Origin of the sequence: Candidatus Thiodiazotropha endolucinida (genome assembly GCF_001715975.1) — a bacterium.
GTDB classification, from domain to species: domain Bacteria; phylum Pseudomonadota; class Gammaproteobacteria; order Chromatiales; family Chromatiaceae; genus Thiodiazotropha; species Thiodiazotropha endolucinida.
Window position 1 is genome coordinate 1 of record NZ_MARB01000015.1, and the last position, 26,137, is coordinate 26,137.

Sequence of the window (26,137 nt, forward strand, 5' to 3'; positions counted from 1 at the left end):
CTCTGTCAGGGAGCTATGGATTAAGTTTCACTATGCTTGATGAACCGCCTAGTGCGGACCCGCATGCTAGGTGGTGTGGGGAGGGCGGGTTAGAGACCCGCCCTTACCCGATTGATGCGGAATATCATTATTTTCAAATCGAAACGATTCATGACTAAGGTGTTCTTGAGGTTCTATACTAAGTCCATCTATCTAGTGGTAACTGTGCATTGAAGTGGCACATGACAGAGAGGGATTCTTTGCCGTGGAGCTTCAGGTTCATCCGGTTCAGCTCGCTAACCGTGTGAACCTGAAGCTCCACGGTATCATATTTATTTATCACTCTTTGTCTCCCTTTTCCGGTTCCGTTGTCAGTTTTTTCTGAAATTCTATACAGAATCTTATTACAGATTTTTTTATTATTCTGTTTATGATCTAACTTACTTTCCTTACGTGCATCAACAGTTGATTATATTGCCGGCACCTATTATCGCGTTATGCAGCCGGCTCCAGATATTGTATTATGCCGCATCGTAAATAATTATCATTTAGAGACAAATGGAAGTGAGATCAACCGGAAGGGGCATCCTGCCAGTAGACACAAATCCCTATATATTCAAAAGAATACCAGAGACTCGTTGAATAGGTAAGGCATACTGCAGAACATAATTCCTGATATTTGTCCCATAGAAGGATCAATAGCAGGAGCACACACTATAGGATCAGACTTGAATGGCGCTTACTTAAGACGAATTTCAGATTTTTCGTCATTCCGGTGCAGGACGGAATCCAGGAGTAGCGTCACCATAAAGCATTCTGGATCCCGGTCTGCGCCGGGATGACGGTGGTTCTTGGCTTAAGTAAGCACCTTTCGGATCAGATGCCATTCTCCTGATATGCTCGATTTACGCTACCCATCGGTAAAATGAGAGACGTTAGCACCTTAGAGTACTTGTTCTACAAAATTCCTTGGTTGACTCCGTTTTTCACCGATTCATCCTGAGGATTCCAAATTAATCGATTCCATACATCGCGATTAGAACAGGAACCGCCAGCCATAATAGTCCCTTGATCAGAAAAAACAGGGGAAGTCCCCAGGCCAGCTTTTTTGTCCAGGCTTTTGTGTGTTTTTCATGGACAGCAATAGTTGTTGGGTCATTCATTGATCACTTTCCTCTAAGGCATGCAGTTGTAGCCATTGCCTCGTCGGGTATGGGGCCTGTCATTAACCGGCCGACTCTTTCCGATGTTGGGGATGCCCAGATCCAATACCGTCATCCAATATCCACGCTTTACTGATCGGGGTAGGCTCACACCGCTGACTGCTCTGTTTGATGCCTTCATGTTGTCTATCTCCTAGTCTGAATCGTGTTTTCTGTCGCTGAAAAGGCCACATCCCTGTAGCCATGATCACGCGGTTCAGGCGATATCGAAGCGGTCCAGGTTCATTACCTTGTCCCAGGCTGCCACGAAGTCATGCACGAATTTCTCTTCGGCATCCGCGGTGGCGTAGACTTCCGCCAAAGCGCGCAGTTCGGAGTTGGAACCGAAGATCAGGTCAACACGGGTGCCGGTCCAAACGGGTTCGCCGGTCACTCGGTCGCTGCCTTCAAAGAGATCTTCGTCTGCCGAGGTTGCCTTCCACGTTGTGCCCATGTTGAGCAGGTTGACGAAGAAGTCATTGGTCAGCGTCTCCTGACGGTCGGTGAACAAGCCGTGTTTCGTGCCACCGTAATTTGTGTTCAAGGCCCACATACCGCCGATGAGTACCGTCATTTCAGGCGGGGTCAGGGTCAGCAGTTGCGCCCTGTCCACCAGCAGCTCTTCAGCCGAGACCGTGTATTTGGCCTTTTGGTAGTTACGGAACCCATCCGCGATCGGTTCGAGAACGGCAATGGATTCGATATCGGTCTGCTCCTGGGAGGCGTCCATGCGGCCCGGTGTGAAAGGTACCGTCACATCGTGTCCTGCATTTCTCGCCGCTTGCTCGACACCGGCACAGCCCGCCAATACGATCAGGTCAGCCATGGAGACCGGCTTGTCGAACCCGCTCTGGATGCCTTCAAGGGAATTCAACACTTTCGTCAGCTGTTCCGGTTGGTTGACTTCCCAATCCTTCTGCGGCGCGAGCCGGATGCGTGCGCCGTTTGCGCCGCCGCGCATGTCGGAGCCACGGAAGGTGGAGGCGGACGCCCAGGCGGTCGATACCAGTTCGGCCACGGAGAGCCCGGAATCGAGGATCTGTCTCTTCAGGCCGGCAATGTCATCCTCATCGATCAAGGCATGATCGACCGGAGGGATCGGGTCTTGCCAGATCAGTTCTTCATCCGGCACTTCCGGCCCCAGGTAGCGGGCGCGCGGGCCCATGTCGCGGTGGGTCAGCTTGAACCAGGCACGGGCAAAGGCGTCGGCGAACTCATCCGGGTTCTCGTAGAAGCGCCTGGAGATTTTCTCGTAGGCAGGGTCGAAGCGCAGGGCGAGGTCCGTGGTCAGCATGGTGGGCGGGTGACGTTTCGACGGGTCGTGGGCGTCGGGTACCGAATCGGCGCCCGCCCCATGTTTCGGTATCCACTGATGCGCACCGGCCGGGCTCTGGGTCAGCTCCCAGTCGTATCCGAACAGGTTCCAGAAGAAGTTGTTGCTCCACTTGGTCGGGGTTGCTGTCCAGGTGACCTCCAGGCCGCTGGTGATGGTATCACCGGCTTTGCCACTGCCGAAACCGCTGCTCCAGCCCAGACCCTGCTCCTCGATGCCGGCCGCTTCCGGCTCGGCGCCCACCAGTGCCGCATCGCCGGCACCGTGGGTTTTACCGAAGGTGTGGCCGCCTGCAATAAGGGCAACCGTCTCTTCGTCATTCATCGCCATGCGGGCGAATGTTTCGCGGATATCCTTGGCAGCCGCCAGTGGATCGGGGTTGCCATTCAGTCCTTCAGGATTCACATAAATCAAGCCCATCTGCACGGCAGCGAGGGGCTTCTCGAGCTCCTCGTGGTCGCCCGCATAGCGCTTGTCATCCAGCCAGCTCTCCTCAGTGCCCCAATAGATATCCTTTTCCGGTTCCCAGATATCCTCGCGCCCGCCGGCAAAGCCGAAGGTCTTGAAGCCCATCGATTCCAATGCCACGTTGCCCGCGAGGATCATCAGGTCGGCCCAGGAGATTTTCCGTCCATATTTCTGCTTGACCGGCCACAGCAGCCTGCGCGCCTTGTCGAGATTGACGTTGTCGGGCCAGCTGTTGACCGGTGCAAAGCGCTGGTTCCCGGTTCCCCCGCCGCCACGCCCGTCGCTGGTGCGATAGGTGCCGGCACTGTGCCAGGCCATACGAATGAACAAAGGCCCGTAGTGGCCGAAGTCGGCCGGCCACCACTCCTGTGAATCGGTCATCAACTCATTGAGATCCTTCTTCACGGCATCCAGGTCCAGGCGCTTGAATGCTTCGGCGTAATCAAACTCTTCACCCATTGGATCGGACTTGGATGAGTGTTGGCGCAGAATATCCAGCCGCAACTGGTTGGGCCACCAATCCCGGTTCGACGTACCGCCTCCAGCCGTATGATGAAATGGGCATTTGTTCTCAGACATTGTGTTATCTCCTCTCGTGTTCCAGACATGAATGTTTTGCCGTTGTTTTATATTTTTAGCGCTCTCATTTAATTTGTAAAATCAATTGTTACTATTGTTTTATTTGTTTTTTTCTATCGTTGACTTCTCCGGCAGTTGCTGCAATTCTCTAAAGCGGTTACACAGCCAAAACGTGAGATCCCTGGCAGGATCACTTGATCATGGTCTGGATAGAACGATGGGCAATAAAAGGGGCTCAGATCCCTTTCTCTCACTGGCATTGGACGAAACCAACGAGGTTTTGTAAGGCAAAATAGTGGTGGATTGAAGTGCCCCGTGAGAGAAGGTTTTTTCTCTTGGACTGGATAGTGGGGCCTTCGGGAGCCTATATTCGGTTTTTATAAACTTTGAGGATAAATACTATTCCCAGGAGAATCTTAAACCTGCAATGATGTATTACGGTGATACTGGAAAGGTCAAACAGAAGCTGAATACTCCAGGGCCTGTTTTCACGTTATCTGGCTTGGGCTGTCTACGGTGGTAAAAAGGTTCGCATTCAACTGACGCCAACCACCTGTACCGCGTATGTGCGCTCGCGTGGCCCGTCCATCTCCAGTAACAGGATGGACTGGTAACGCCCAAGCACCAATGCACCATCATGTAGCGGCACCGTTTCACTGTTTCCAAGTATCATGGCAATCAGGTGGGCGTGTGCATTTTCGGGTTCGTCAGGCGGAATATTGATACGCAGATGCAAGTCGTTATGCTTGTACGATCCCTCGGGCGAGGCAATGGTTAAGAGGAAGTTGCGTATATCCTCGAATAGACGCTCTTCGTTTTCGTTGACGGAAATAGCACAGGTGGTATGCAGCGAAGTGATTGCTACCGTTCCCTCCAATACCCCCGATTCTCTTACCACGCTTTCGACTTGCTCGGTAATATCACATACTTCGAATGGCCGGCCTGTGGAAATATTCAATATTTTGTAGCAATTCGACATCCAGCGATCTCCTATGTTAAGCCTAACTAATAGGCTTTGGGCATACGCATGATGGTGAGGGCATCCCAGCCGCAATAAGGTTGGCAATTGCCGCTATTTATTCAGTCACATTATGGAAATCCACGCCAATCAGGATTGATCGCACCAATAACGTACCAAATCACCTGAATCACTAAAGACAACAGTGCATACAACCGCAGTTGTTCTTTATCCAGTCTTGCCGCGAGCCAATCAATGAGAAAGAAGGCACCCCACCCTTCAAGTTTTTTGGCGCCACCCCAAATGAGTATCCAAAGCCAAAATAGTGCTATTAAGGCATGGATAAGTGTCCATTCATATATGCTCATACACAATCTGTTGTTGGGTTGAATAACGACCAAGCCACCAGTGGCGGTGAAGTGCAACGGAATTGCCATCCGGCGTAGCAATTGTTAGCCCTAAAAGTTATCTCCACAGAAATAGGAAGTAACCCAAACCAATCACTGCGCATGCGCCAATCACTTGAACAATACCGACTTTGTATTTAAATAGGGCGACAAATGCAACGATACCAATTAAAAGAGAAAACCATTCAAATCTTCCTGTGAAACCTTGAGGCCAAAGAACATGGTATGCAAAAAACACAGCTAGATTGATGATCACTCCGACAACCGCTGCTGTGATGCCGGTTAAGGGGGCCGTGAACTTGATATCATGCCTTGTTGCTTCGACTGCGGGGCCACCTAACATGATAAACAAAAAGGATGGCAAGAAGGTAAAAAGTGTTGCGATACCCGCACCTGCAGCGCCAGCCAAAGGCAGCAATTCAGGACCGAATAACTCTTTTGTCCATCCGCCAACAAAACCGACAAAGGCCACCACCATTATCAGAGGCCCAGGTGTGGTCTCCCCCAATGCCAAACCATCTATCATTTGTGTACCGCTCAGCCAAGCATATTGATCTACGCCTCCTTGATACACATAGGGAAGGACTGCATAAGCACCGCCAAAAGTAACAAGTGCCGCCTTGGTAAAGAACCATCCCATTTGTGTAAGCGTACCCTCCCACCCATAACTGGTGGTAAGCAGCACCATAGCACTCCCCCATATGGCAAGACCTATCGCGCTAAACACGATCAATCTCGACCACTTGAATTTGGCGTGCTCCGGAACAGGTGTACCATCATCAATCAAAGCGGGCCCATATGATTTGCCTGATTCAGCATGATGTCCACCTGTCCGGAATCGATCAGGCGCAAAGTGTGAACCTGCATAACCGATCAGTCCCGCCATCAACACTATATAGGGGAACGGAACATCTAAAGCGAAAATAGCCAAGAATGCCAATACCGCCATTGCACGAAGTAGATTGTTTTTTAATGCTCTTGAGCCGATTTGATAGGCCGCAAAAATGACAATCGCAGTCACAGCTGGTTTAATTCCATACAAGATACCTGCTACCGCAGGGAGATTTCCATAAGCCAAATAGACCCAGGTTAATCCCATGAGAATGAACAACGATGGTAGTACGAACAGAACGCCAGCGGCAATACCGCCCCAAACACCATGCATCAACCAGCCAATATAGGTTGCTAATTGTTGCGCTTCAGGCCCCGGTAAGACCATGGTGTAGTTGAGGGCATGCAAAAAGCGATGCTCGGAAATCCATCGACGTTTTTCGACCAGTTCCTGATGCATCATACTTATTTGGCCCGCCGGCCCGCCAAAACTGATAAATCCCAGTTTCAGCCAATATAGAAAAGCTTCCGCGAATGGTACATTTTCGGGTTTTTCTTCTATTTCTTCAGTACTCGCTGACATTCAATTTTACTCAATTGGTGTGATCTTGTGTTCTAAAGACACGTTTTTTGAGTCACAGGTTATGCACTAGGAACATTTCGGTTAACCCATTTGTCATGTTTTAATTTCTTTATACATTACAAGTGCATCAACGTAACCAGCACTCTGGCTTTTAAAGGCTTTTGGCAGTGTGCCTATAACCTGAAAACCAAGTTTTTTCCATAAACGAATTGCCCCTTCGTTTGTGGAAACAACTAGATTGAATTGCATGGCACGAAAGCCCACATCCACTGCTACTTGCTGTGAGTGCTCACACATTCCCGACGCCACACCTTTTCCTCTGGCATTTTCTGAAACTATATAGCCACAATTACAAACATGAGAACCAAGTCCGGGTTGATTGGGTTTTATATAATATGTGCCTAAAATTTCGCCCTCCTCGGCTGTTGCTACATATACTTCCTGCGGCACTACTATCCAGAGCTTCCGGGCCTCATGTTCTGTGATTTCCGGCGAATAAGGATATGTTTCACCTGCACGAAATGCCTTTTCTATAATAGGCCATACTTGGCTCCAGTCTGTTTCTTTGTATTTTCTTATTTCCATGCTTTTCAATTATTGAACATATCTGTAGATTATGTAGGCGACACAAATAGTATGGTATGCCGCATAGTAAGCAATTCTCGTTTTGAAACGACTGGGAAGGGCATTCTACCGGAAAAATATAGTCCCTATTTATTTCGAGAATACAAGAGAGTTATCTAGACAATAGGATCAATTGCAAGGTCACTTGATCATTAGCTGGTTAAACCGGCCAATGAATCCACATTATTGCCTGGCAACAAAAACAGCCCTGCGAGGCGCAGGATAACCCTCAATGGTCAGGCTCCTGTCTGCCGGATCGAGATAGTCCGCCAACGATTCAAAACGCATCCACTCTGTAGCACGCTGCTCCTCGACGGTGGTTACCGATACATCGATCAGTTTCACCTGGCTGAAACCGGCCCGTTCCAGCCATAAGTGCAGGGTTTCCGTGCTGGGGATAAACCAGACATTGCGCATCTTGGCATAGCGGCCCCGGGGTACCAGCACCCGGTTCTCACCCCCTTCGATCACCAGGGTCTCCAGGACAAGTTCGCCGCCGTTGCGCAGCGCACCTTTCAGTTCAGCCAAGTGGGCGAAGGGTGACCGGCGATGATAGAGCACCCCCATTGAGAAAACAGTGTCGAACCCCTTGATATCCGGCGGCAAGTGCTCGATGCCGAGGGGAAAGAGATGAACCGGATGGTGTTCGCCGAGAAAATGTTTGATGGCTTCGAACTGCATGATGAAGAGTTGGGTGGGGTCGATACCGATGGCCAGTCTTGCACCCTCCCCCAGCATGCGCCAGGCGTGATAGCCGTTGCCGCAACCCACATCCAGCACCACCCGTTCCTTCAGTGGCTGGATATGGGATTGCAGCCTGTCCCATTTTAGATCGGAGCGCCATTCGGTATCGATATGCAGGCCGCATACTTCGTAGGGCCCCTTACGCCAAGGATGCAATCCTGAGAGAAACTGGATTAACTGCTGGCGCATCGTCTCGTTACAGTCGCCTGTGACGCCCGCCCTGATTCGCGCACTGTTCAAGTCGATGGATGACAGATTTGGCGTTGGCAGCCGGGAGACGATCCTGCGCCACTCCTCCATATCCCCATGGGCCTTTTCCCGCCATACCCGTTCGACCTGCTGCGGCAGTTGCTCAAACCATCTCCCCAGCGGCCCCTCCATGAAAGGTTGTCGCCATGCCCATCGATCCGTCATTTGATGGCCAGCAGGGAGACAAAATTGAAACACTGGAACCAGACCTCGACCGTGGAGAAGCCAACCGCTTTCAAGCGCTCGACGTGGCAGGCCAGGCTCTCGGGGATCAAGACATCCTCCAGTGCGGATCGCTTCTGGCTGATCTCCAGATCAGAGTAGCCCTGAGCCTTTTTGAAGCCATGATGCATCTGCGTGAAGAGTTGCTGGGCCGTATCGTTGGCTACCACAATCTTTTCAGAGAGGACCAACAGGCCATCCGGCAACATCCCGTGATGGATCTTTTTCAGGATCCTGGTCCGCTCCTCGGCGGGCAGGAACTGCAATGTGAAGTTCAAAACCACCATCGATGCCTGTTGAATCGTCACATCGCGGATATCGGCGCATATTAGTTCAATCGCCGGATCGGATCGGCATTGGACCAGATTCGCTTTGGCCCTGGCCAGCATTGCGGGGGAGTTGTCGACACCGACGAGGGTCACATCCACTGCCTCGATGGCGGAGTGAATCGCCATACTGGCCGCACCCAGCGAACAGCCGAGATCGTAGCAGTATGAGCCGTCCTTGACATATTGTGCAGCCAGGGTACCGATCATGTTGATAATGGTTCCGTAACCGGGAACCGAGCGGTTGATCATATCGGGAAAGACACGGGCCACCCGGTCGTCGAAGACAAAATCGGGAACGAGTTCGCGGGCATCCGCATAGAGCCTGTCTTTGTTCGAATCGTCTGCCATAGATCGAAAGGGCATCAGGTGAGTTGTCGCGCGGTTTGCAGGCTGCTCATCATTGGTTATCACCCGTTTCCTGCACCGCCCGTTCCCCCGCCTCCACATCTACGAAGTTCAATAATACACCGCCAATGATAAACAGGATGCTGATCGAGAGAATCGAGAGGCGGGTATCGCCGGTGAGCACACCGATCCAGCCCATCAACAGCGGTCCCAGCACCGTGGCGAACTTACCCAGCATGTTATAAAAACCGAAGAACTCCGCTGACTGATCGTGGGGAATCAGGCGTGCATAGAGGGAGCGTGAGAGCGCCTGAATGCCGCCCTGTACCAGACCGATGGCGATGGCCAGCAGATAGAACTCCCACACCGCCTCCATGTGATAAGCCCAGAGCAGAATCATCAGGTAACAGAAGATGGCCAGCATGATGCCCTGCTTGGGGCCGCGCCTGTTACCGATCTCGCCGAATACGATGGCGGCGGGGAAACCGACGAACTGGGTAATCAGCAGGGCCACCATCAGGTTGTTGGCATCGAATCCGATAGAGAGCCCGAAGTCCACCGCCATTCTGACAATGGTATCGACACCGTCGATATAGCACCAATAGGCGACCAGAGACAGGAATGCCATGCGCAGTTGTTTCAGTTTACTGAAGGTGCCGATCAACTGGCGAAATCCTGCCAGTATCCACCTCTTTTCATGGGCTCCGACCGATGGCTCCTCCACCAGCAGAAACAGGGGAATGGAGAACAGGGCCCACCACAATGCTACCATTATGAATGAGAGTCTCACTGCCTGTGCGGCATCGGCAAGACCGAAAAAAGCAGGGAACAAGGTCATCAGGACATTGAAGGTAAACAATACCCCGCCGCCCAGATAGCCAAAGGCAAATCCGTATGCGGAGACCTTGTCGTAGTTTTGCTTTTGCGTCACCGACACCATCAGAGCGTCGTAGAAGATGTTGCCACCGGAGAAACCGAGCACTCCCAGGCCGTAGAGCACCAGGGCCATGGCCCAGTTTCCCATCGCCACCAGATAGAGCCCACCGGTCATAACGATACCCATACCGGCAAAAAAGAGCAGAAAGCGCTTTTTCGCCCCGGCCTGGTCAGCCAGCGCCCCCAACAGCGGGGCAAGACATACGACGATGATGCTTGCCACCGAATTGGCCAACCCTAATCGAAAAGTGCTCTCGGTGGCCACAACGTCCGCGCTCCAGTACTGCTTGAAGAAGATCGGAAAGAAACCGGCCATCACGGTAGTGGCGAAAGCTGAGTTTGCCCAGTCGTAGAGACTCCACGCGAGCACCCGAGGCTCCTTTAACAAGGACTTGGACAACTGAGACTACTCTTCGCTCTTTGACTCGGAGAGCGTGAGATTGGCACTGATCGCCATCCTGACCAGTTCGGCGAGGGAGTTGGCCTGCATCTTCTCCATGACCCTGGCCCGGTGCGCTTCGACCGTCTTGGCGCTGACCCCCAGGCTGCTTGCAATCTCCTTATTTGCCTTGCCGTTGGTCACCATGACCATCACTTCGTGTTCCCTCGGTGTCAGGCGCGCCAGACGGGTGGCGATCTCCGCACGCTGTTTCTGCATATCCCGCTGCTTCACATCCAATGCCAGCGCATAGCGGATGCTTTCGAGCAGCAATTCATCGTTGAAGGGTTTCTCGATGAAATCGACCGCGCCCGATTTCATCGCTCTGACGGCCATCGGCACATCTCCGTGACCGGTAATGATGATCACCGGTATGGCAATCTGGTTGGCCCGCAGATACTCCTGTAACTCCAGACCGCTCATCCCCGGCATGCGTACATCCAGCAATAGACAGCCGGATCGTCCGGGATAATAACTTTTGATAAAGGCATCTGCCGACTCGAATGTCTCCACCTGCATGGAAACCGATTCTATAAGCCATTTTAACGAATTCCGCATGGCTTGATCATCATCTACAACAAATACTGTCGGTGGTTTGGTCATGGTTAAAAACCTGGTAGTTCGAGTTTGGGATCCGTTGGCAGGATAACGTGAAAGGTCGTTCCTTCATCGACTTCGGATACGACTTCAATCAAGCCATGGTGATCTTGCATGATTTTCTGACTGATTCGCAAGCCCATTCCCATACCACCCTTCTTGGTGGAAAAAAACGCATCGAAGAGATGCTCCAGCGTCTCCGGCGACATACCGGGACCGCTGTCTCTGACAAGAACCTGCACCATCTTGTTATTCACTCTCTCTGTCTTTAGCAGAAGTCTGCGCTGGGAGACATCGACCTGTTTCATGGCATCGATTGCGTTTCTCACCAGGTTGAGTAACACCTGCTCTATCTGCACCAGGTCAACCATAACCGGAAGAACCTCATCGCTCAATTCCACACAGACCTCAACCTTCTCCCGGTCAGCCTCGAACTCTATGAATGAGGCAACTTCCAGCACCAGGTGATTGAGATTTGCCGCCTCGCGCTCCTGGGGACGTTTCCCCACCAGTGAGCGCAATCGCTTGATAATCTCACCCGCCCGCTCCGCTTGCACAGTAATCTGGGCCATGGCGTCCAACAACTCGGCTTCACCACCGCTACCGGTTTGCAGGCGCCTGACACAACCACTGGCAAAATTGATGATTGCCGACAGTGGCTGGTTCAGCTCATGAGCCAATCCGGTGGACATCTCGCCCATTGTACTGAGGCGACAGACATGGACAAGTTCTGACTGGTGCTGTCTGCTCTGCATCTCAGCCAGACGCATTTGGGTGAAGTCGCGTCCGTAGATATTGACATAATCCAACTCTCTGATGGACGCCAGTTGTAATGAATAGATCTGGTCCTCCAGATTGATCTCATAGACCTTGTTGACGCCCTCTTTAAGGACACTGGCAACCAGGTTGCGCCAATAGAGCGGCAACGTCTGACCGCGCTCGCAATCCCAATAGGTCAGCAGTGGCTCACTGGCATCGTTGGCATAGACAATGACCCCCTTATCATTGATACGCAACACGGGATTGGGATTTTCACTGGCAAGCTTGGCCAGACTCGCAATCTCCCGTTCAGCCTGTCTGCGCCCGCTGACATCACGGAGATAGACATTGAATAGTGTCTGATTTTGGAGATGAATCGGAATGACAGAACACTCGATTGCCTTCTCTTCACCGTTGGCGGTTTCCGCCAGCATCGGCTGATCACGGCAGAAACTGGGTCCGACACTGCGCTTGATGCATCGCCCCAACATGTCGCGGAAACGGCTACGATCATCCGGCTTGATCGCTATCTCCTCCAGTCTCCTGCCCATCAGCAGTCTCCTTGAGTAGCCAAACGTGTTCAGCGCTGTTCCGTTGACTTCCACAACAATGCCTTGCTCGTCTAATGTCACAATCGACACCATGGAATTATCGAATAGCGCACTCTTTAGGACTTCGGTTTCCCGAATTCGCTTCTCCTGTCTGTCGTGCAGGGTATCGCGTGCGGTGATCAACTGGCGAAAAAACTTCTTTACCCAATCCTCCAGCTGCAGGAGTACGTTACCCTTTTCTATAACCGGCTGCTGCACACCCAATGCTTGTTGCCCGTAACGGGATATGCGTTTTAAAACCTGGTTGATTTTGGCGGATATCAAAAAGATGATGAAGGAGAACACAACCACATAGACCAACGCTGCAAGCAGACGGTCCAGTTGAGCCAGTTTGGAGATGTTTTTTATGTTCTGCTGTACTACATCCCGCGACACCATGGTGGTAAACAGCAGATCGTGATCCAATGATTGGTATTGAGTGATGGCCTGGGAAGTCAACAGATAGCTGTCGCGCCAATCCCGTATGTAGGAACCTTGGGGTATCTTTTCCTGATTGCTGCTTACCAGGAGTCTCTGATCGTTGGAATCGATCAATGCGATAAGCGTATCCGTACCGTGTGCCATCTTCTGTGACTCGGCAAGAAATAATTCATCGACATCGATGATCAGAAGAACGACCGCCGGATCTGTGTCCTGCTGGTAGGCAATGTTCGACCAGACCAATAGGTAGGGAGTACCCTCGATCAATGTGATGACTGCATCATCACGCTTTGGATATAACTCTAGGATTCTGTCTATGTTGAACGGCAGCAATTTTCTTTGATAAATCTCACGAGCCTTGCCGCGCATATCCATCAGGACCACCTGGCCAGGCGCTATTAAACTGACATTGGGGTGACCTATTTCCAACCAATTTGGCGACTCATTGTAGTATTTGGTCCGCTGCGCCGATTTATACCATGAAAAGGAGTTGAGATAGGTAATTAGCTGCCAGTGATTCGAAATCGCATGGCCCTGCAGTTGCCACTCTTTAATAAACTCTTCGAAACGGCGGCGTGTCTCCACGGCACGCATATCCAACCGGTTCACCAGTTCATTTTGAAAGAGCTGTTCCAGGTGTTTACCCTGGATAGGATCTAACAGCAACCAGGCGACCAATCCACTAAAGATCCCGGCCAAAAGTGAAAGTGTTGGCAAGGAAAGGTTTACCAGCCTGTTCCGCCATTTTTGTGAATAGTTAGTGCTCATTTTGCGGATAGTCGGGGTAGCCGGTAAAAAAAACAATTCGATATATAAGGCAATCTGTCACACGCGGACTTGGAAAAACGGCTGCCGCACCCTTTTTACCCTGGTTGTTGTCACTATTCCAGTCTATTGGGCAATTCATCTGACAATCGGTTACATCAGGAGTACGCTCGACTCAGGCCCTGTTGAAATTTATCCAACCGGCCCTGTCGGATATCGCTGTGATAAATCGAGATAGCAACATTGAACAATATAAAATCTAAAGTAAAAAAAAGACGCGGAATGCGTCTTTATCAAATCTGGATTCCAGTTAACTGGAGGTATTATAGTTTTCAGGAGGTTCGGTCAGGTCAATAGTTGGCACTGGCCCGGTTAGGCAATGCTTGGGATGTATCACTGTAGCCGGTGTGCATATAGGCTCTCTCCGCGACTGTGGCATAGCCATATAGCATCTTCCGCAACATCTGCCTGACACCGGCATCCAGCTCGCTGAACATCGATCCCAGACAGCCGGGCTGCTGATGCACGATAAATGCTTTAGCCTGGCACTGGCTTTTACCGCCGCAGGTTTCGACGGGAAATGATACATCAACGATCGGATTAAGATGGTGTGAGCTGTCACCGATATCGACCAGCATACCACTCAGGCTGATATTTCTTACCTTTCCATGTAACTGTCCATGAGTGCGATCATTGATTACAATTTCGAAGGATAGCAACTTGCGATGGTCACGTCTGTGTTCCATGCTTTCGCTCCAAATAATTGCTGTATTAGCAGGACTTAAACCTGGTGCGGATTTTTCAAATCGGGAGTATTGCCGCAGAATATTAGGGTTTGTCCTAGGTTGAGATCTCCGTGATCTCTTATCATCTACCCAATTGTATGTAGACAGATGCCAGCTTATAGCACCCCCGAAGCCGAAGAAGCTCTCATTCCAGGCCTCATCCGCCGTCTGGCCGCCATCCTCTACGACAGCTTGCTGTTAATCGCCCTATTGTTTGTAGCGACAGCTATCGTCACGCTTCCGTTCGGCAATCCCAGCGGTACGATGCTTCTTTTTTTCCAGTTTTTTATCTTTGAAATCATACCCTTGATATTCTTTACCGGCTTCTGGGCTCGAGGCGGTCAAACCCTTGGCATGCGTGCCTGGCGACTCAAACTGATACGTATGGACGGGGGGGATGTGGGTTGGTCGGATGCCCTCAAACGCCACTTCGCCGCCCTCTTTTCGATTCTGGTTTTCGGGCTTGGATTTATCTGGATTCTGCTCGATCCGCAAAAGCTCGCCTGGCATGACCGGCTTTCAAAAACACGACTGATAATTGTCGAATAGTTGATCCAGGTCACATTTTCATTGCTGGCAGTTTCGATCAGATAGCTGAGCGAGTGAGGATGCGCAGGCGGACACACAGATAGCAATTTGTTAATCACTTTCCGGCGCTAACCTGGCACCTGTCCAGACCGATCCAATCGGTTTTTTTGCGTCGAGTGAACGTACCGGAATATCGGGTGAGCAGACTCAGCTTTCGAACGGGTGGCGCCGCACGATCGTTTCGATTCTGTCCGGGCCGGTCGAGATGATATCGACGGGCGTGTCACACAGTTCCTCAATCTTTTTCAGATACTCTTTAGCTGCCTGGGGCAGCTGATCGAAGCTGGTCAGACCGACCGTGGACTCTTGCCAACCCGGCATTTCGATATAAACCGGTTCACACTCCTCAAAGCGGTCAGCGCCTGAGGGGGGCGATGTGACCTCCTGGCCGTTCAACTTGTATGCCACACAGATCTTGACCTTTTGCATACCATCGAGGACATCCAGCTTTGTGATACACATGCCGCTGACGCTGTTGATCTCCAGTGAACGCCGCAATGCGACCAGGTCCAACCAGCCACAGCGACGCTTTCGCCCGGTCGTCGCACCGAATTCATGACCCTTGGTACCCAGATGGTCGCCATCCTCGTCAAACAGCTCAGTGGGGAACGGGCCTGCACCGACCCGGGTTGTATAGGCCTTGACGATCCCCAACACATAGTCGATATAGCGGGGGCCGACACCGGAACCGGTTGCCGCACCCCCGGCGGTGGTATTGGATGATGTGACGTAAGGGTAGGTGCCGTGATCGATATCGAGCAACGCCCCTTGCGCACCCTCGAACATGACATTCCTGCCTTCGCGCCTCAATTGATGGAGGGTTCCGGTTACATCATCCACCATGGGCTGCAGCCGTTGTGCCTGTTCCAGCAACTGATCCAGAACCTGCTGATAGTCGACCTCTCCGTATTCGAACAGATGCTTGAGGGCGAAGTTGTGATAGTCCATCACCTCCCGCAGTCGTTCGCTGATGTGCTTCTGATCAAATATCTCGCCCAGGCGTATACCCCGCCGGGATACCTTGTCTTCGTAAGCGGGGCCGATACCGCGTCCGGTGGTGCCGATGGCCTTTTTTCCACGCGCTTTTTCCCGTGCTGCATCAAGCGCGATGTGATACGGGAGGATCAGTGGACAGGATTCTGAAATGCCCATGCGACTCGAAGCAGGCACCCCGTTCTGCTCGAGTGTATCTATCTCTTCCAGCAGGGCGTCAGGTGCCAACACCACACCGTTGCCGATCAGGCAGCGCACACCCTCGCGTAAAATCCCGGAGGGAATCAGATGCAATACGGTCTGCTCTCCATCGATGACGAGTGTATGGCCGGCATTGTGACCACCTTGAAATCTCACCACAGCGGAGGCCTTGTCGGTCAGAAGGTCGACAACCTTGCCTTTACCCTCGTCTCCCCATTGTGTTCCGATTATTACGACATTCTTGCCCATGGCACTCTCAAATTGTTATTTCCGATCGGAGTCGGATCTAGATTAAAGTTAAGTCAGCGATTCTTGCAGAAATCATTACAGAATCAAACAGCCATCAGCTGCCACCGACCATCCGTCAATACCAGCTGTTGCTCACATCCCATCTCTTCGGCATCGCCGTGTTGACCAGGCAATGCACTGACAACCCTATGTCCTTCGGAGCGCAATCGCGCGATCTCTTTTTGTAGCCCGGGATCATCCGAAGCAGGCGCAAAAATGGCGGGTTGATTCGCTGTCCGTTGCGGTAAATGAGCCACCCGAATCAGTGTCTTGAGGTCACTGCTAAAACCGGTCGCAGGTCTCGACCTGCCGAACACGCTGCCGATGGCATCGTAGCGCCCACCGCGTGCGATCTCTTTTCCGCTGCCGGGTACAAAAGCTGCAAACACCACGCCTGTATGGAAGTGGTATCCGCGCAACTCAGCAAGATCGAAGTGGACCGGCACATCAGGCAGCCAGACAGCGATCTGGTCAGCCATCATCTGCAGGTAATCCAGCGCCTCTTTCACAACCTCGGAAGCATTCTGCAACAGATCTCTCGCCTGCTTCAGCGCCCTGTCACCATTCAGCTCCCCCAAGCGGGCAAGCATGGCGGCATGCTCTGGGGCGATGGAAAAGACCTCGAGGAGCCTGTCGACCTCAGACATTGCCTTACGTTGCAAAGCGTCGAAAAGTTCCCTTTCCTGATAGCCATTGAGACCGGCCTGTTCGGCCAGGCCCTTGTAGATGCCGACATGGCCAAGATCGAGATAGACATCCTCAACACCGGTGGTCTTGAGGGTCTCCATCATCAACCGCAATACCTCGATGTCACTTTCAACACCGCTGTGGCCATACAGCTCTGCACCGATCTGCAGTGGACTGCGGGTACCGGCGAATCCGTCTGATCGGGTATGCAACACCGTACCCAGGTAGCAGAGACGAGTTGGGCTTTGAGAACGGATGTGATGTGCGTCAATGCGCGCAGCCTGGGGTGTGATATCCGCGCGAATACCCATCAGCCTGCCGGAAAGCTGATCGGTCAGTTTGAAGGTATTCAGATCCAGATCACTGCCCGTGCCGGTCAGCAATGAGTCGAGAAACTCCACAAACGGCGGAATGACAAAGTCATAGCCCCAACTGCTATAGAGATCGAGCAACTCACGGCGTTTGCGCTCGATAATACCCGCTTCAGGAGGAAGCACTTCATCGATACCGTCAGGCAGTATCCAACGTTCGTTTTCCATCTTAGCCACAATTAATTCACAAGATAGAGCAGGATTACCCCGGACGCCATACTGATTAAACCGCTGATTCTCAGCGAGCGGTTATCTTGTTGCGTCAGCATCAAGAGGACCTCCCGCATACTGTTTGGGCTGAGGAAAGGCCAGATGCCTTCGATCACCAATAAGAGCGCCAAGGCCACAAGCAAATCATGCCACATCGATGAATTCCCCATAAAAAAACCGGGGATCATCCCGGTCGAGAGCATGCGGTCCACCAACCATTCTCTCAGAGCAGGGCGCTGTTGTCCATGCGGACAGAGTCAATAAAAACGATATCTGGAGCAAATAACCGTTAATAACAGCTGAATGATCAGACCGTACCGGAGGGATGCCAATCAGCTGCCGCCCGCTGAGCGGCGGCAGCTGATTTTTCATCTGCGCCTATTATTGACCCTCGCGGTTTTTCAAGTAGCGGAAGAAATCGGAGTCGGGTTGTAAAACCATCACGTCGGAACGGTTCTGGAAGCTCCTTTTATAGGCGTTCAGACTGCGGTAGAAGGAGTAAAACTCGCTGTCCTGTTTATAGGCATTGGCATAGGTCTCCGCGGCCTTGCCATCTCCCTCACCACGCAGTTTTTCGGCCTCCCGGTAGGCATCAGCCACAATAACCACGCGTTCTCGATCGGCATTGGCGCGAATCTTCTCAGCCGCCTCAGCACCCTTGGCTCGAAGGTCCCTGGCTACACGTTCACGTTCTGCGCGCATCCGTTGATAGACCGACTCACTCACTTCGGGGGGGAGATCGATCTGTTTGACCCTCACGTCGAGGATCTCGACACCTAGCTCTGCCGCCTTGGCATCGGAATCCTTAGTCAGCTTGTCCATGATCTCCGTACGTTCGCCGGAGATAACCTCCTGCACCGTGCGCTTACCGAACTCATCACGCAGACTAGTATTGATACGCTCCTGCAACAGGCGGGCTGTCTTGTCGAGACTGCCGCCGGTAGAGCGGTAATACTGTGCCACGCTGGCGATACGCCATTTGGCGAAATAGTCGACGATAACATCCTTCTTTTCCGCGGTCAGAAAGCGTTCGGGACGGGCATCCATGGTCTGGATTCGGGCGTCGAAGGTCTGGACATTATTGAGTATCGGCACCAACCAGTGGAGACCCGGTTTGTAGTCGGTGGCGACAATTTCACCCAGACGCAGCTTCAACGCCACCTCCCACTGATTGACAACGAAGGCGGAAGTGTAGATCACGATTGCCCCAATCGCGACCACAGGGATTAGCAATTTAGGCATTTTCATCAGCGAACCCCCCTTGTACGATCGACATTGCGGATCTGACCGCTACCGCTCTGACTGCGTGAGGTCTCTTTGGTTGAAAACTGCTGTTCTCTCACCGCTCTTCCTTTCTCGTCACCTTGAATCAGTTTATCCAGTGGCAGATACATCAGGCTGTTCCCTTCCTGTGTGTCGAGCATCACTTTGCTCGACTGCCCCAACATCGACTCAATGGCGTCCAGATAGAGGCGTTCCCGGGTGACTTCGGGTTCCCGACGGTACTCTTTGAGAATCGCAAGAAAACGGCTCACATCACCTTCCGCTTCCGCAATCACCCGGTCTCTGTAGGCATTCGCATCAGCCGTACGGCGTGCCGCCTCACCACGGGCCTTGGGTACAACCTCATTGGCGTAGGCTTCGGCCTGATTCTCCAGCTTCTCCTTATCCTCACGCGCCTTGATGGCGTCATCGAATGCGCTCTTGACCTGCTCGGGCGGTTTGGCGGGTTGCATGTTCACACTGGTGATAATGAGGCCGGTCTTGTATACGTCTATCAAACCCTGGGCACCCTGCATAATTCGATCCGCGATGGCGCCACGTCCCTGGGTGAGGATAAAGTCGAGATCGCTCTTACCGATGATTTCGCGTACAGCGGTCTCGGTTGCATCGCGCAAGGTCTTGTTCGGATCCCGATCCTGAAAAAGGAAGTCTGCCGCGTCCTGAATACGAGACTGAATGGTGAACTCCACATCGACGATGTTTTCATCACGGGTCAACATCTGCGCCTTGTGGCGAAATGAGGAGATCTGGTCGACGTTGACCAGGATCCGGCGTTCGACTGGAAAAGGGATATGCCAGTGCGGTCCGGGTTGCGTAGTCTCGGAATAGGCGCCGAAACGCAGCACCACACCACGCTCGGCAGGCTCGACAATGTAGATGCCGCTGGCCAGCCAGACAATCAACCCGATGGCAACGATTACACCAATCGATTTGGAACCAGGCCCTGATCCACCACCGACCGATGAGCCGCCACGGGAAGGCTTGCCGCCTCCGAAAATTCCACCGAATTTATCCTGAAGCTTTTTTACCACTTCATCGAGGTCCGGTGGACCCTGATCGCCACCTTTACCGCTCCAAGGATCTTTACCGTTTCCACCCGGTTCATTCCAGGCCATTGAACACTCCAACTATAGTTACTGGTTTAATTCGCTTTGGCACAAGCAACCGAAACTTGTATATGGGTTCGATTAAAGCCAAATTCAATCCATAACACTCCAACCTGGCACCATTCTATCAGCACCCGGGGACCGAGTGTACATCGTGATCGGTTCCGTGACACTCCAGACTAACCGATAATGCAGTTTTCCAGTACAGGTTCTTCCTTCAATAATTTAAGAAACTCCCGCTCCGGCATATCGATATCCATCTCCCAGCCCCCTTCGTCTGTACTCGACTCATTAAGCACCGAACCGCGTTCAAACAACAGCGCGTGCAAGCGACCATCACCCGGATTCAAGCGCAACCGCTGCTGTACATGGTTTTTTCGAAAGAATTCAGCCAGTGCCTGATGCAGCAAGTCAGTTCCCTCTCCCGTGATGGCGGAGAGCCAGATACGTGTAATCTGACCATTCCCGTCCCGATCTATTCTCGGTTCAAGATTGTCAAGTAGATCCGTTTTGTTAAATATCTCTATCTGGTGGACCTTGTCAGCACCGATTTGTCGGAGCACATCGTTGACTTCCGTTATACAGGTCGCCCTCTGCTGGCTGGAGGCATCCACCACATGCAGTAACAGAGAGGCATCCGTGGTCTCCTGCAAGGTCGATTTGAAGGCAGCCACCAGATCGTGTGGCAAATGGCTGATAAATCCAACCGTATCGGCCAATACAATCGGTCCCTCGCCATTCAGTTCCAGCCTCCTCAATGTCGGATCAAGGGTGGCGAACAGCTGGTCAGCGGCATATACGTTGGAGCCCACCAGTTTATTGAAAAGCGTGGATTTACCCGCATTGGTATAGCCAACCAGGGAAACTGTAGGGATATCAGCTCTCTCACGCCCCCGTCGTCCCTGCTCACGCTGAGAATCCACCCGTTCGAGGCGCCGTTTTATCTGATTGATTCGCTGGTTCAACAATCGACGGTCACTCTCCAATTGCGTCTCACCCGGTCCGCGCAGGCCAATACCGCCTTTCTGCCGTTCCAGATGGGTCCACCCCCTCACCAGACGGGTAGAGAGGTGTTGCAACTGGGCCAGCTCCACCTGGAGCTTACCTTCAAATGAGCGCGCCCGCTGACTGAATATGTCCAGAATCAAACCGGTACGATCGACGACCCGACACTTAAATTCCCGTTCCAGGTTTCTCTCCTGACTGGGTGAGAGCGTATGGTCAAAAATCACCAGATCGGCACTCTCCTCGGCAACAATATGCTTTATCTCTTCCGCCTTACCACGTCCGACAAAGAGTTTGGGATCGGGTTGTTGGCGACTCCCATAGATAAGCGTAACGATCTCTGCACCTGCAGAGATTGCCAAGTCACGAAACTCGTTGATCTCATCCCGATCCCTGGTTATACCCAGGTCAAGATGGACAAGTACAGCGCGTTCACCCGCTTTGGGACGTTCAAACATATTGGATCGGATAGATCAGGCTGGAAAATATCAGGTCATGCTACCGGGCAAAACCAGAGCCTGTTAACAGGCTTCAGTGGGACAGGCCCGATAGCGAATCGATTGGAAAGACTAGAAGTTACCAGTACCGGTTGGTGGTGCTGGCTCTTCGCCCTGGCCGTTTGCATGCTGAATACGCACATTCCGTGCGGGAACGACCGTCGAAATGGCGTGTTTGTAGACCATTTGACTAACACTGTTTTTTAAAAGCACCACAAATTGGTCAAAGGATTCAATCTGTCCCTGCAGTTTGATACCGTTGACAAGAAAAATCGACACTGGTACGCGTTCCTTCCTCAGTGCATTCAAAAAAGGGTCTTGTAGACTTTGCCCTTTAGACATGGAGTTTCTCCTTATTGTGTTTCTATTATAGGCAGTGATATCAAATGCATAATGTAAGCTGGCAACTGTAAAAACGACGCCACAGGCGGAAGTTTAGCACAATGTTTTTTTGTCCACGCATACAAAACATAAATAGCAATTAAGTAAAAAATAGTAACCGAACCAACGGGAAGAGGCTAGGTAGGGCTGAAAAACGACTTAAACCGGCTTGAAATCAGTCCCAGAGCCTGTTCTATCACATCCCCCTCCTCATCGAGCCAGTGACACCCTCTACAGCTGCGCAACCAGGTAAACTGACGTTTCGCAAGCTGACGCGTGGCAATTATGCCCCTTTCTATCATCTCTTCACGTGATAACTCGCCCAACAGGTAGCTGAGCATCTGACGATACCCGACGGCCCTCATTGATGGCATTGCGGGTGAGAGATCGCCCCGACGCATTAGGGCGCTGACTTCCCGCTCGAAACCCTGTGCCAGCATTTCACGGAAACGCCGCTCTATTCGAGCATGTAACAGGCTTCGCTCCAGAGGTGCACGCACCAGCTTCAACACACTGTACGGAAATGTATGACCAACACCGCCTTGCTGAAGTTCAGTCAGAGTTTTTCCACTGATTTCAATCACCTCAAGCGCACGAAGGATCCGCTGAGGGTCGTTGGCATGAATACGCCTGCCTGCTGCGGGATCCAGACATGAAAGGCGCTGATGCAACGCTTCCAATCCGAGCCGGCCCAATTCTTGCTCCAGGCGCGACCTGATCCCTGGATCTGCTTCAGGCAAGTCGGAAAGCCCCTCTTCCAGCGCCTTGAAATAGAGCATTGTGCCGCCAACCAACAGGGGGACTCTGCCAGCCCGGGTTATTTCGGCCATCTCGGTCAGTGCGTCCTCTCGAAAGGCGGCGGCCGAGTAGCTCTCCGATGGATCCCTGATATCTATCAGCCGATGCGGCGCGATCCGCAACGTGGCCTGGTCAGGCTTGGCTGTGCCAATATCCATACCCCGGTAGATTAGCGCTGAATCCACACTGATGATCTCCAGTGGAAGACGTTCAACCAGTGCCACAGCCAGCGCTGTCTTACCTGATGCGGTGGGCCCCATGAGAAAGATGGCGGGTGGTAGTGACTGAGGATGCTGCTCCAACTCCACTTCAGCGGCCCCGCAGGAAGAGCCGGTCCAATTCACTTAGGGACATCTGTACCCAGGTTGGTCTGCCGTGATTGCACTGATCCGCCCGTTCCGTCCTCTCCATATCGCGCAGCAACGCGTTCATCTCATCCAATTCAAGACGTCGATTCGCCCTGACCGAGCCATGGCAAGCCATAGTGGCCAATACCTTTTCAATCTCGACCTGCATACGATCGGTGTGACCGTGCTCCGCGAGGTCAGCGAGCAGATCACGCAACAGTTTCTCCGCATCAGCGTCCCGAAGCAGGGCAGGGACAGTCCTGATCGCCAGGGAATCCTTACCCAAACGGCTGACTTCGATGCCGAGTCGATCTAATAATGGTTGATATTCCTCAACCAAATCCGCCTCTGATGCACTGACCGCAACCGTCACGGGCACCAACAACGGTTGGCTGGTAATGCCGTCACCATGGTAGGTCAGCTTAAAGCGTTCATAGGTGATACGCTCATGGGCCGCATGCATATCAACCAGCACCAGGCCAGCTTCGTTTTGCGCCAGGATATAGACACCATGCAATTGTCCCAGAGCAAACCCCAAAGGCGGTATCTGCTCCGTCCGGGAAGGCTCCGCCTCTGAATATTCCTGTGCATGCGCCGGCTGTTGAGCCATGAATGCCGCCCGATAGGCGGCAGGGCGCTGCGCCACACGCAAATCCATACCCTGCTGTCGGGTGTAGCCGGATGTTGTTGGCTCCTTGACTGACGGTATCGTTTCAACAACCGGCTCCTGGCCATGCTGGGGTCGGGTCTGAGCCAACAGTCGGTGCAGGCCCCGATAGATGAAATCGTGCACCGAGCGAGAATCGCGAAAGCGCACCTCATGTTTTGTCGGATGGACATTGACATCCACCTTGCGGGGATCCAAACCGAGGAACAGCAAATAGGCCGGATGACGACCGTGATAGAGTACATCCTGATAGCTCTGTCGAATAGCATGCGTGACCAGTTTATCCCGGACCATTCGCCGATTGACATAAAAGTACTGCATATCCGCCTGAGAGCGGGAGAAGCCTGGTCTAGCCACCCACCCGCTGAGGATCATATTCCCCGCCTGTTCTTCAATGGCAGGCGCCTGATCCATAAAGCCAGCTCCGAGCAATTCCCGGATGCGCCCTTCTCTGTCCTGGCGATCACCGCAGGGCGGCAAGGCAAAGATCTGACGGCGATTGTGGTGGAGAGAGAATCCCACATCGAAATGCATCAGGGCAAAACGTTGAAACAGCGCGCTGATGTGGTTGAACTCGGTCTTTTCAGTACGCAGAAACTTACGCCTAGCCGGGGTATTGTAAAAGAGGTCGCATACCTCGACACTGGTGCCTGGCGGATGCGCTGCCGGCTTGGGTTCGGTAACGGCGTCTGAACCATCTCCCGCCACCTCCCATGCCTCCTCGGCTTCCTGATGGCGGGAGATCAGCCTGAGTCGGGAGACCGAACTGATGCTGGGCAGCGCCTCGCCCCTGAACCCCATGCTTTGCAATGACTCCAAATCCTTGAATTGGATGACCTTGCTGGTGGCATGTCGAGACAATGCCATGGTCAAGTCCCGTTGCTCAATACCGACACCATCGTCACGAATGTGGATACGTTTGATACCCCCCTGGTCGACCTCGATATCGATCTTTCGCGCCCCGGCGTCAAGACTGTTCTCCACCAACTCCTTGACCACCGAGGCCGGACGCTCCACCACTTCGCCGGCGGCAATCTGATTGATCAGTTGAGGGGGCAGGATTCGAATCGGCATAGTCAGCAGGCGCAGTCGTCGCTAGAGGCTGTGGGAATGGGGTATTGTGCCATCCATCCCGGAAACGGGCCATGGCTAAGTGGGTGGAGAGGCAGAATGGTTTATTGATCAGCCGCCAGGGATCTGCAATACCTGACCGATACGGATAGTATCGCTCTTCAATTCGTTGGCGTTGCGCAGACGGCTGACACTCACTTGATATCGATTGGCGATGGCGATCAGTGTTTCACCGCGGGAGATCACATGCTTTCGCGGCGCCTTCTTAGCCTGGTTGGAGGCAAGCAAAGTACCTGGTGGCGGCTGGAACTTGAAATAGGTGCGAATGCCTTTCATCAGGGCGGTAGCCACCTTTTGCTGATGTTTTACGCTCCTCAGACGGCGCTCCTCATCCGGGTTGGAGATGAAGGCGGTCTCCACCAGCATGGAAGGGATATCCGGTGACTTCAATACCACAAAACCCGCCTGTTGCACCTTTCGCTTATGGGTTTTTCCAAGCGTTTTAAGCTGCCTCAACACCCTATTGGCGGCCCCTGAACTTGCCTGCAGGGTACCGATCTGGGAGAGATCCAACAGCACCGAGGCAAGCATATCGTCCTTGTCCTCGAGAGAGACGCCACCGACGAGATCCGCGCTGTTCTCCCTTTCAGCCAACCAACGGGCAGCTTCATTGGAGGCCCCGCTTCTTGACAGGGTATAGACGGATGAGCCACGTACCTTCGGATCGTGAAAGGCATCGGCATGAATCGACACGAACAGGTCAGCCTGATGCTCTCTCGCCTTGGCGATACGTTTACGCAAGCCGAGATAGTAGTCGCCATCCCGAATCAGTACCGCCCGCATCCCCTTCTGCTTATTGATCGAAGTGACCAATTTACGCGCAATCGCCAACACCACATCCTTTTCATAAGTCCCCTTGAGGCCGCGCGCGCCAGGATCCTCTCCACCGTGTCCCGGATCCACGGCTATCACCACATCCCGTTTTCCCAGCGCCTTTGCTGTCTTCACCGGTTGTGAACGCCGGCTGGTGGTGGCTTTGCCGTCATACAGATCGACAACCAGGCGGTGACCATACTCCCGATTGGGCTTGAGTGAAAAACTCTTCGGTTTGACCGCGCTCTTGAGATCGAAGACAACCCGCATATCGCGCTTGTTGCGAACCGCGGACCGCATTCCCCGTATGATCTTGTTCTCCTTGGTCGGGTCGGGAAGATGTTCTGTCAGGGTGGTATTCTTCAGATCGAGCACCAACCGGTCAGGCCCCTTCAGGGTGAAGATCTTGTGGCTGATCTGACTGTTGGCATCGAATACCAGTCTGACATGGTCGGGGGCCGACCAGATGCGTAATCCGGTGATCTGAGACTGATTTGCGTAGAGAGGGAGACTGCTTAGCAAGATCAGCAGCAGCATTAGGCAACGCTTCCTCATTTCCCCATGACCTTTGTATACGAGCAAATTCATCCTAAAAATAGCACGCT

Annotated in this window: 24 protein-coding genes; 1 reads left to right on the forward strand and 23 read right to left on the reverse strand. The window is 52.6% G+C overall.

The window, feature by feature from the left end; translation table 11 throughout:
* Positions 1-992 precede the first annotated feature (992 nt).
* From CODIS_RS21240 to CODIS_RS13120, 13 genes are all read right to left on the reverse strand, one after another.
* Positions 993-1,142, reverse strand: coding sequence for a hypothetical protein (locus CODIS_RS21240; protein ID WP_201259032.1), 150 nt, complete (start codon positions 1,140-1,142; stop codon positions 993-995).
* Positions 1,143-1,155: 13 nt separating this feature from the next.
* A complete protein-coding gene (locus tag CODIS_RS20980; protein WP_154723123.1) occupies positions 1,156-1,323 on the reverse strand; it encodes a hypothetical protein in 168 nt (55 codons plus the stop codon).
* Between the two features lie 75 nt (positions 1,324-1,398).
* Positions 1,399-3,561 carry a catalase/peroxidase HPI gene (gene katG / locus CODIS_RS13070; protein ID WP_069125853.1) on the reverse strand — a complete coding sequence of 721 codons (2,163 nt, stop codon included), beginning with the start codon at positions 3,559-3,561 and terminating at the stop codon, positions 1,399-1,401.
* Positions 3,562-4,096: 535 nt separating this feature from the next.
* The gene (locus CODIS_RS13075; protein WP_069125855.1) at positions 4,097-4,540 is read right to left on the reverse strand and encodes a secondary thiamine-phosphate synthase enzyme YjbQ; all 444 of its coding nucleotides are present in this window, start codon (positions 4,538-4,540) and stop codon (positions 4,097-4,099) included.
* Between the two features lie 110 nt (positions 4,541-4,650).
* The gene (locus CODIS_RS13080; RefSeq protein ID WP_235615216.1) at positions 4,651-4,956 is read right to left on the reverse strand and encodes a hypothetical protein; all 306 of its coding nucleotides are present in this window, start codon (positions 4,954-4,956) and stop codon (positions 4,651-4,653) included.
* Positions 4,957-4,984: 28 nt separating this feature from the next.
* Positions 4,985-6,340: a chromate efflux transporter gene (gene chrA / locus CODIS_RS13085; protein WP_069125856.1), complete on the reverse strand. Its 1,356-nt coding sequence runs from the start codon at positions 6,338-6,340 to the stop codon at positions 4,985-4,987.
* Between the two features lie 93 nt (positions 6,341-6,433).
* Entirely contained in the window at positions 6,434-6,925 is a 492-nt protein-coding gene (locus CODIS_RS13090) for a GNAT family N-acetyltransferase (protein WP_069125857.1), read from the reverse strand.
* Between the two features lie 222 nt (positions 6,926-7,147).
* Entirely contained in the window at positions 7,148-8,122 is a 975-nt protein-coding gene (gene cmoB, locus CODIS_RS13095; protein WP_069125859.1) for a tRNA 5-methoxyuridine(34)/uridine 5-oxyacetic acid(34) synthase CmoB, read from the reverse strand.
* Positions 8,119-8,856, reverse strand: a complete 738-nt coding sequence (gene cmoA / locus CODIS_RS13100; RefSeq protein ID WP_069126091.1) for a carboxy-S-adenosyl-L-methionine synthase CmoA — start codon at positions 8,854-8,856, stop codon at positions 8,119-8,121. Before cmoA ends, cmoB begins: the two co-directional genes overlap by 4 nt.
* A 49-nt stretch (positions 8,857-8,905) precedes the next feature.
* Positions 8,906-10,159 (reverse strand): MFS transporter, encoded by a 1,254-nt coding sequence (locus CODIS_RS13105; protein WP_235615217.1) that lies wholly within the window; start codon positions 10,157-10,159, stop codon positions 8,906-8,908.
* 36 nt (positions 10,160-10,195) lie between these two features.
* On the reverse strand, positions 10,196-10,831 hold the full coding sequence (locus CODIS_RS13110; protein WP_069125861.1) for a response regulator transcription factor: 636 nt from the start codon (positions 10,829-10,831) through the stop codon (positions 10,196-10,198).
* Between the two features lie 2 nt (positions 10,832-10,833).
* Positions 10,834-13,332, reverse strand: a complete 2,499-nt coding sequence (locus tag CODIS_RS13115; protein WP_235615218.1) for a PAS domain-containing sensor histidine kinase — start codon at positions 13,330-13,332, stop codon at positions 10,834-10,836.
* Between the two features lie 398 nt (positions 13,333-13,730).
* Positions 13,731-14,126, reverse strand: coding sequence for a PilZ domain-containing protein (locus CODIS_RS13120; protein WP_069125865.1), 396 nt, complete (start codon positions 14,124-14,126; stop codon positions 13,731-13,733).
* A gap of 147 nt (positions 14,127-14,273) precedes the next feature.
* On the opposite strand from CODIS_RS13120, the gene CODIS_RS13125 reads away from it, so the two are divergent.
* Positions 14,274-14,714 carry an RDD family protein gene (locus tag CODIS_RS13125; protein ID WP_069125868.1) on the forward strand — a complete coding sequence of 147 codons (441 nt, stop codon included), beginning with the start codon at positions 14,274-14,276 and terminating at the stop codon, positions 14,712-14,714.
* A 186-nt stretch (positions 14,715-14,900) separates the two neighbouring features.
* Here CODIS_RS13125 and CODIS_RS13130 read toward each other — a convergent pair whose 3' ends face one another.
* The 10 genes from CODIS_RS13130 to CODIS_RS13175 form a co-directional block, all read right to left on the reverse strand.
* The gene (locus CODIS_RS13130) at positions 14,901-16,196 is read right to left on the reverse strand and encodes an adenylosuccinate synthase (RefSeq protein WP_069125871.1); all 1,296 of its coding nucleotides are present in this window, start codon (positions 16,194-16,196) and stop codon (positions 14,901-14,903) included.
* 83 nt (positions 16,197-16,279) lie between these two features.
* Positions 16,280-17,461, reverse strand: a complete 1,182-nt coding sequence (locus CODIS_RS13135; RefSeq protein ID WP_069125874.1) for an ATP phosphoribosyltransferase regulatory subunit — start codon at positions 17,459-17,461, stop codon at positions 16,280-16,282.
* A gap of 11 nt (positions 17,462-17,472) precedes the next feature.
* A complete protein-coding gene (locus CODIS_RS13140) occupies positions 17,473-17,706 on the reverse strand; it encodes a DUF2065 domain-containing protein (RefSeq protein WP_320410406.1) in 234 nt (77 codons plus the stop codon).
* Positions 17,707-17,884: 178 nt separating this feature from the next.
* A complete protein-coding gene (gene hflC / locus CODIS_RS13145) occupies positions 17,885-18,751 on the reverse strand; it encodes a protease modulator HflC (protein WP_069125877.1) in 867 nt (288 codons plus the stop codon).
* Positions 18,751-19,902 (reverse strand): FtsH protease activity modulator HflK, encoded by a 1,152-nt coding sequence (gene hflK / locus CODIS_RS13150; RefSeq protein ID WP_069125880.1) that lies wholly within the window; start codon positions 19,900-19,902, stop codon positions 18,751-18,753. The genes hflC and hflK overlap by 1 nt, the downstream gene beginning before the upstream one ends.
* Positions 19,903-20,072: 170 nt before the next feature.
* Positions 20,073-21,356 (reverse strand): ribosome rescue GTPase HflX, encoded by a 1,284-nt coding sequence (gene hflX / locus CODIS_RS13155; RefSeq protein ID WP_069125882.1) that lies wholly within the window; start codon positions 21,354-21,356, stop codon positions 20,073-20,075.
* A gap of 111 nt (positions 21,357-21,467) precedes the next feature.
* Complete coding sequence (gene hfq, locus CODIS_RS13160) at positions 21,468-21,737, reverse strand: RNA chaperone Hfq (protein ID WP_069125889.1); 270 nt, start codon at positions 21,735-21,737, stop codon at positions 21,468-21,470.
* Between the two features lie 176 nt (positions 21,738-21,913).
* Complete coding sequence (gene miaA / locus CODIS_RS13165; protein WP_069126099.1) at positions 21,914-22,834, reverse strand: tRNA (adenosine(37)-N6)-dimethylallyltransferase MiaA; 921 nt, start codon at positions 22,832-22,834, stop codon at positions 21,914-21,916.
* A gap of 49 nt (positions 22,835-22,883) precedes the next feature.
* Positions 22,884-24,662, reverse strand: coding sequence for a DNA mismatch repair endonuclease MutL (gene mutL / locus CODIS_RS13170; protein ID WP_069125892.1), 1,779 nt, complete (start codon positions 24,660-24,662; stop codon positions 22,884-22,886).
* A 108-nt stretch (positions 24,663-24,770) separates the two neighbouring features.
* Positions 24,771-26,069 (reverse strand): N-acetylmuramoyl-L-alanine amidase, encoded by a 1,299-nt coding sequence (locus tag CODIS_RS13175; RefSeq protein WP_235615219.1) that lies wholly within the window; start codon positions 26,067-26,069, stop codon positions 24,771-24,773.
* Positions 26,070-26,137 lie beyond the last annotated feature (68 nt).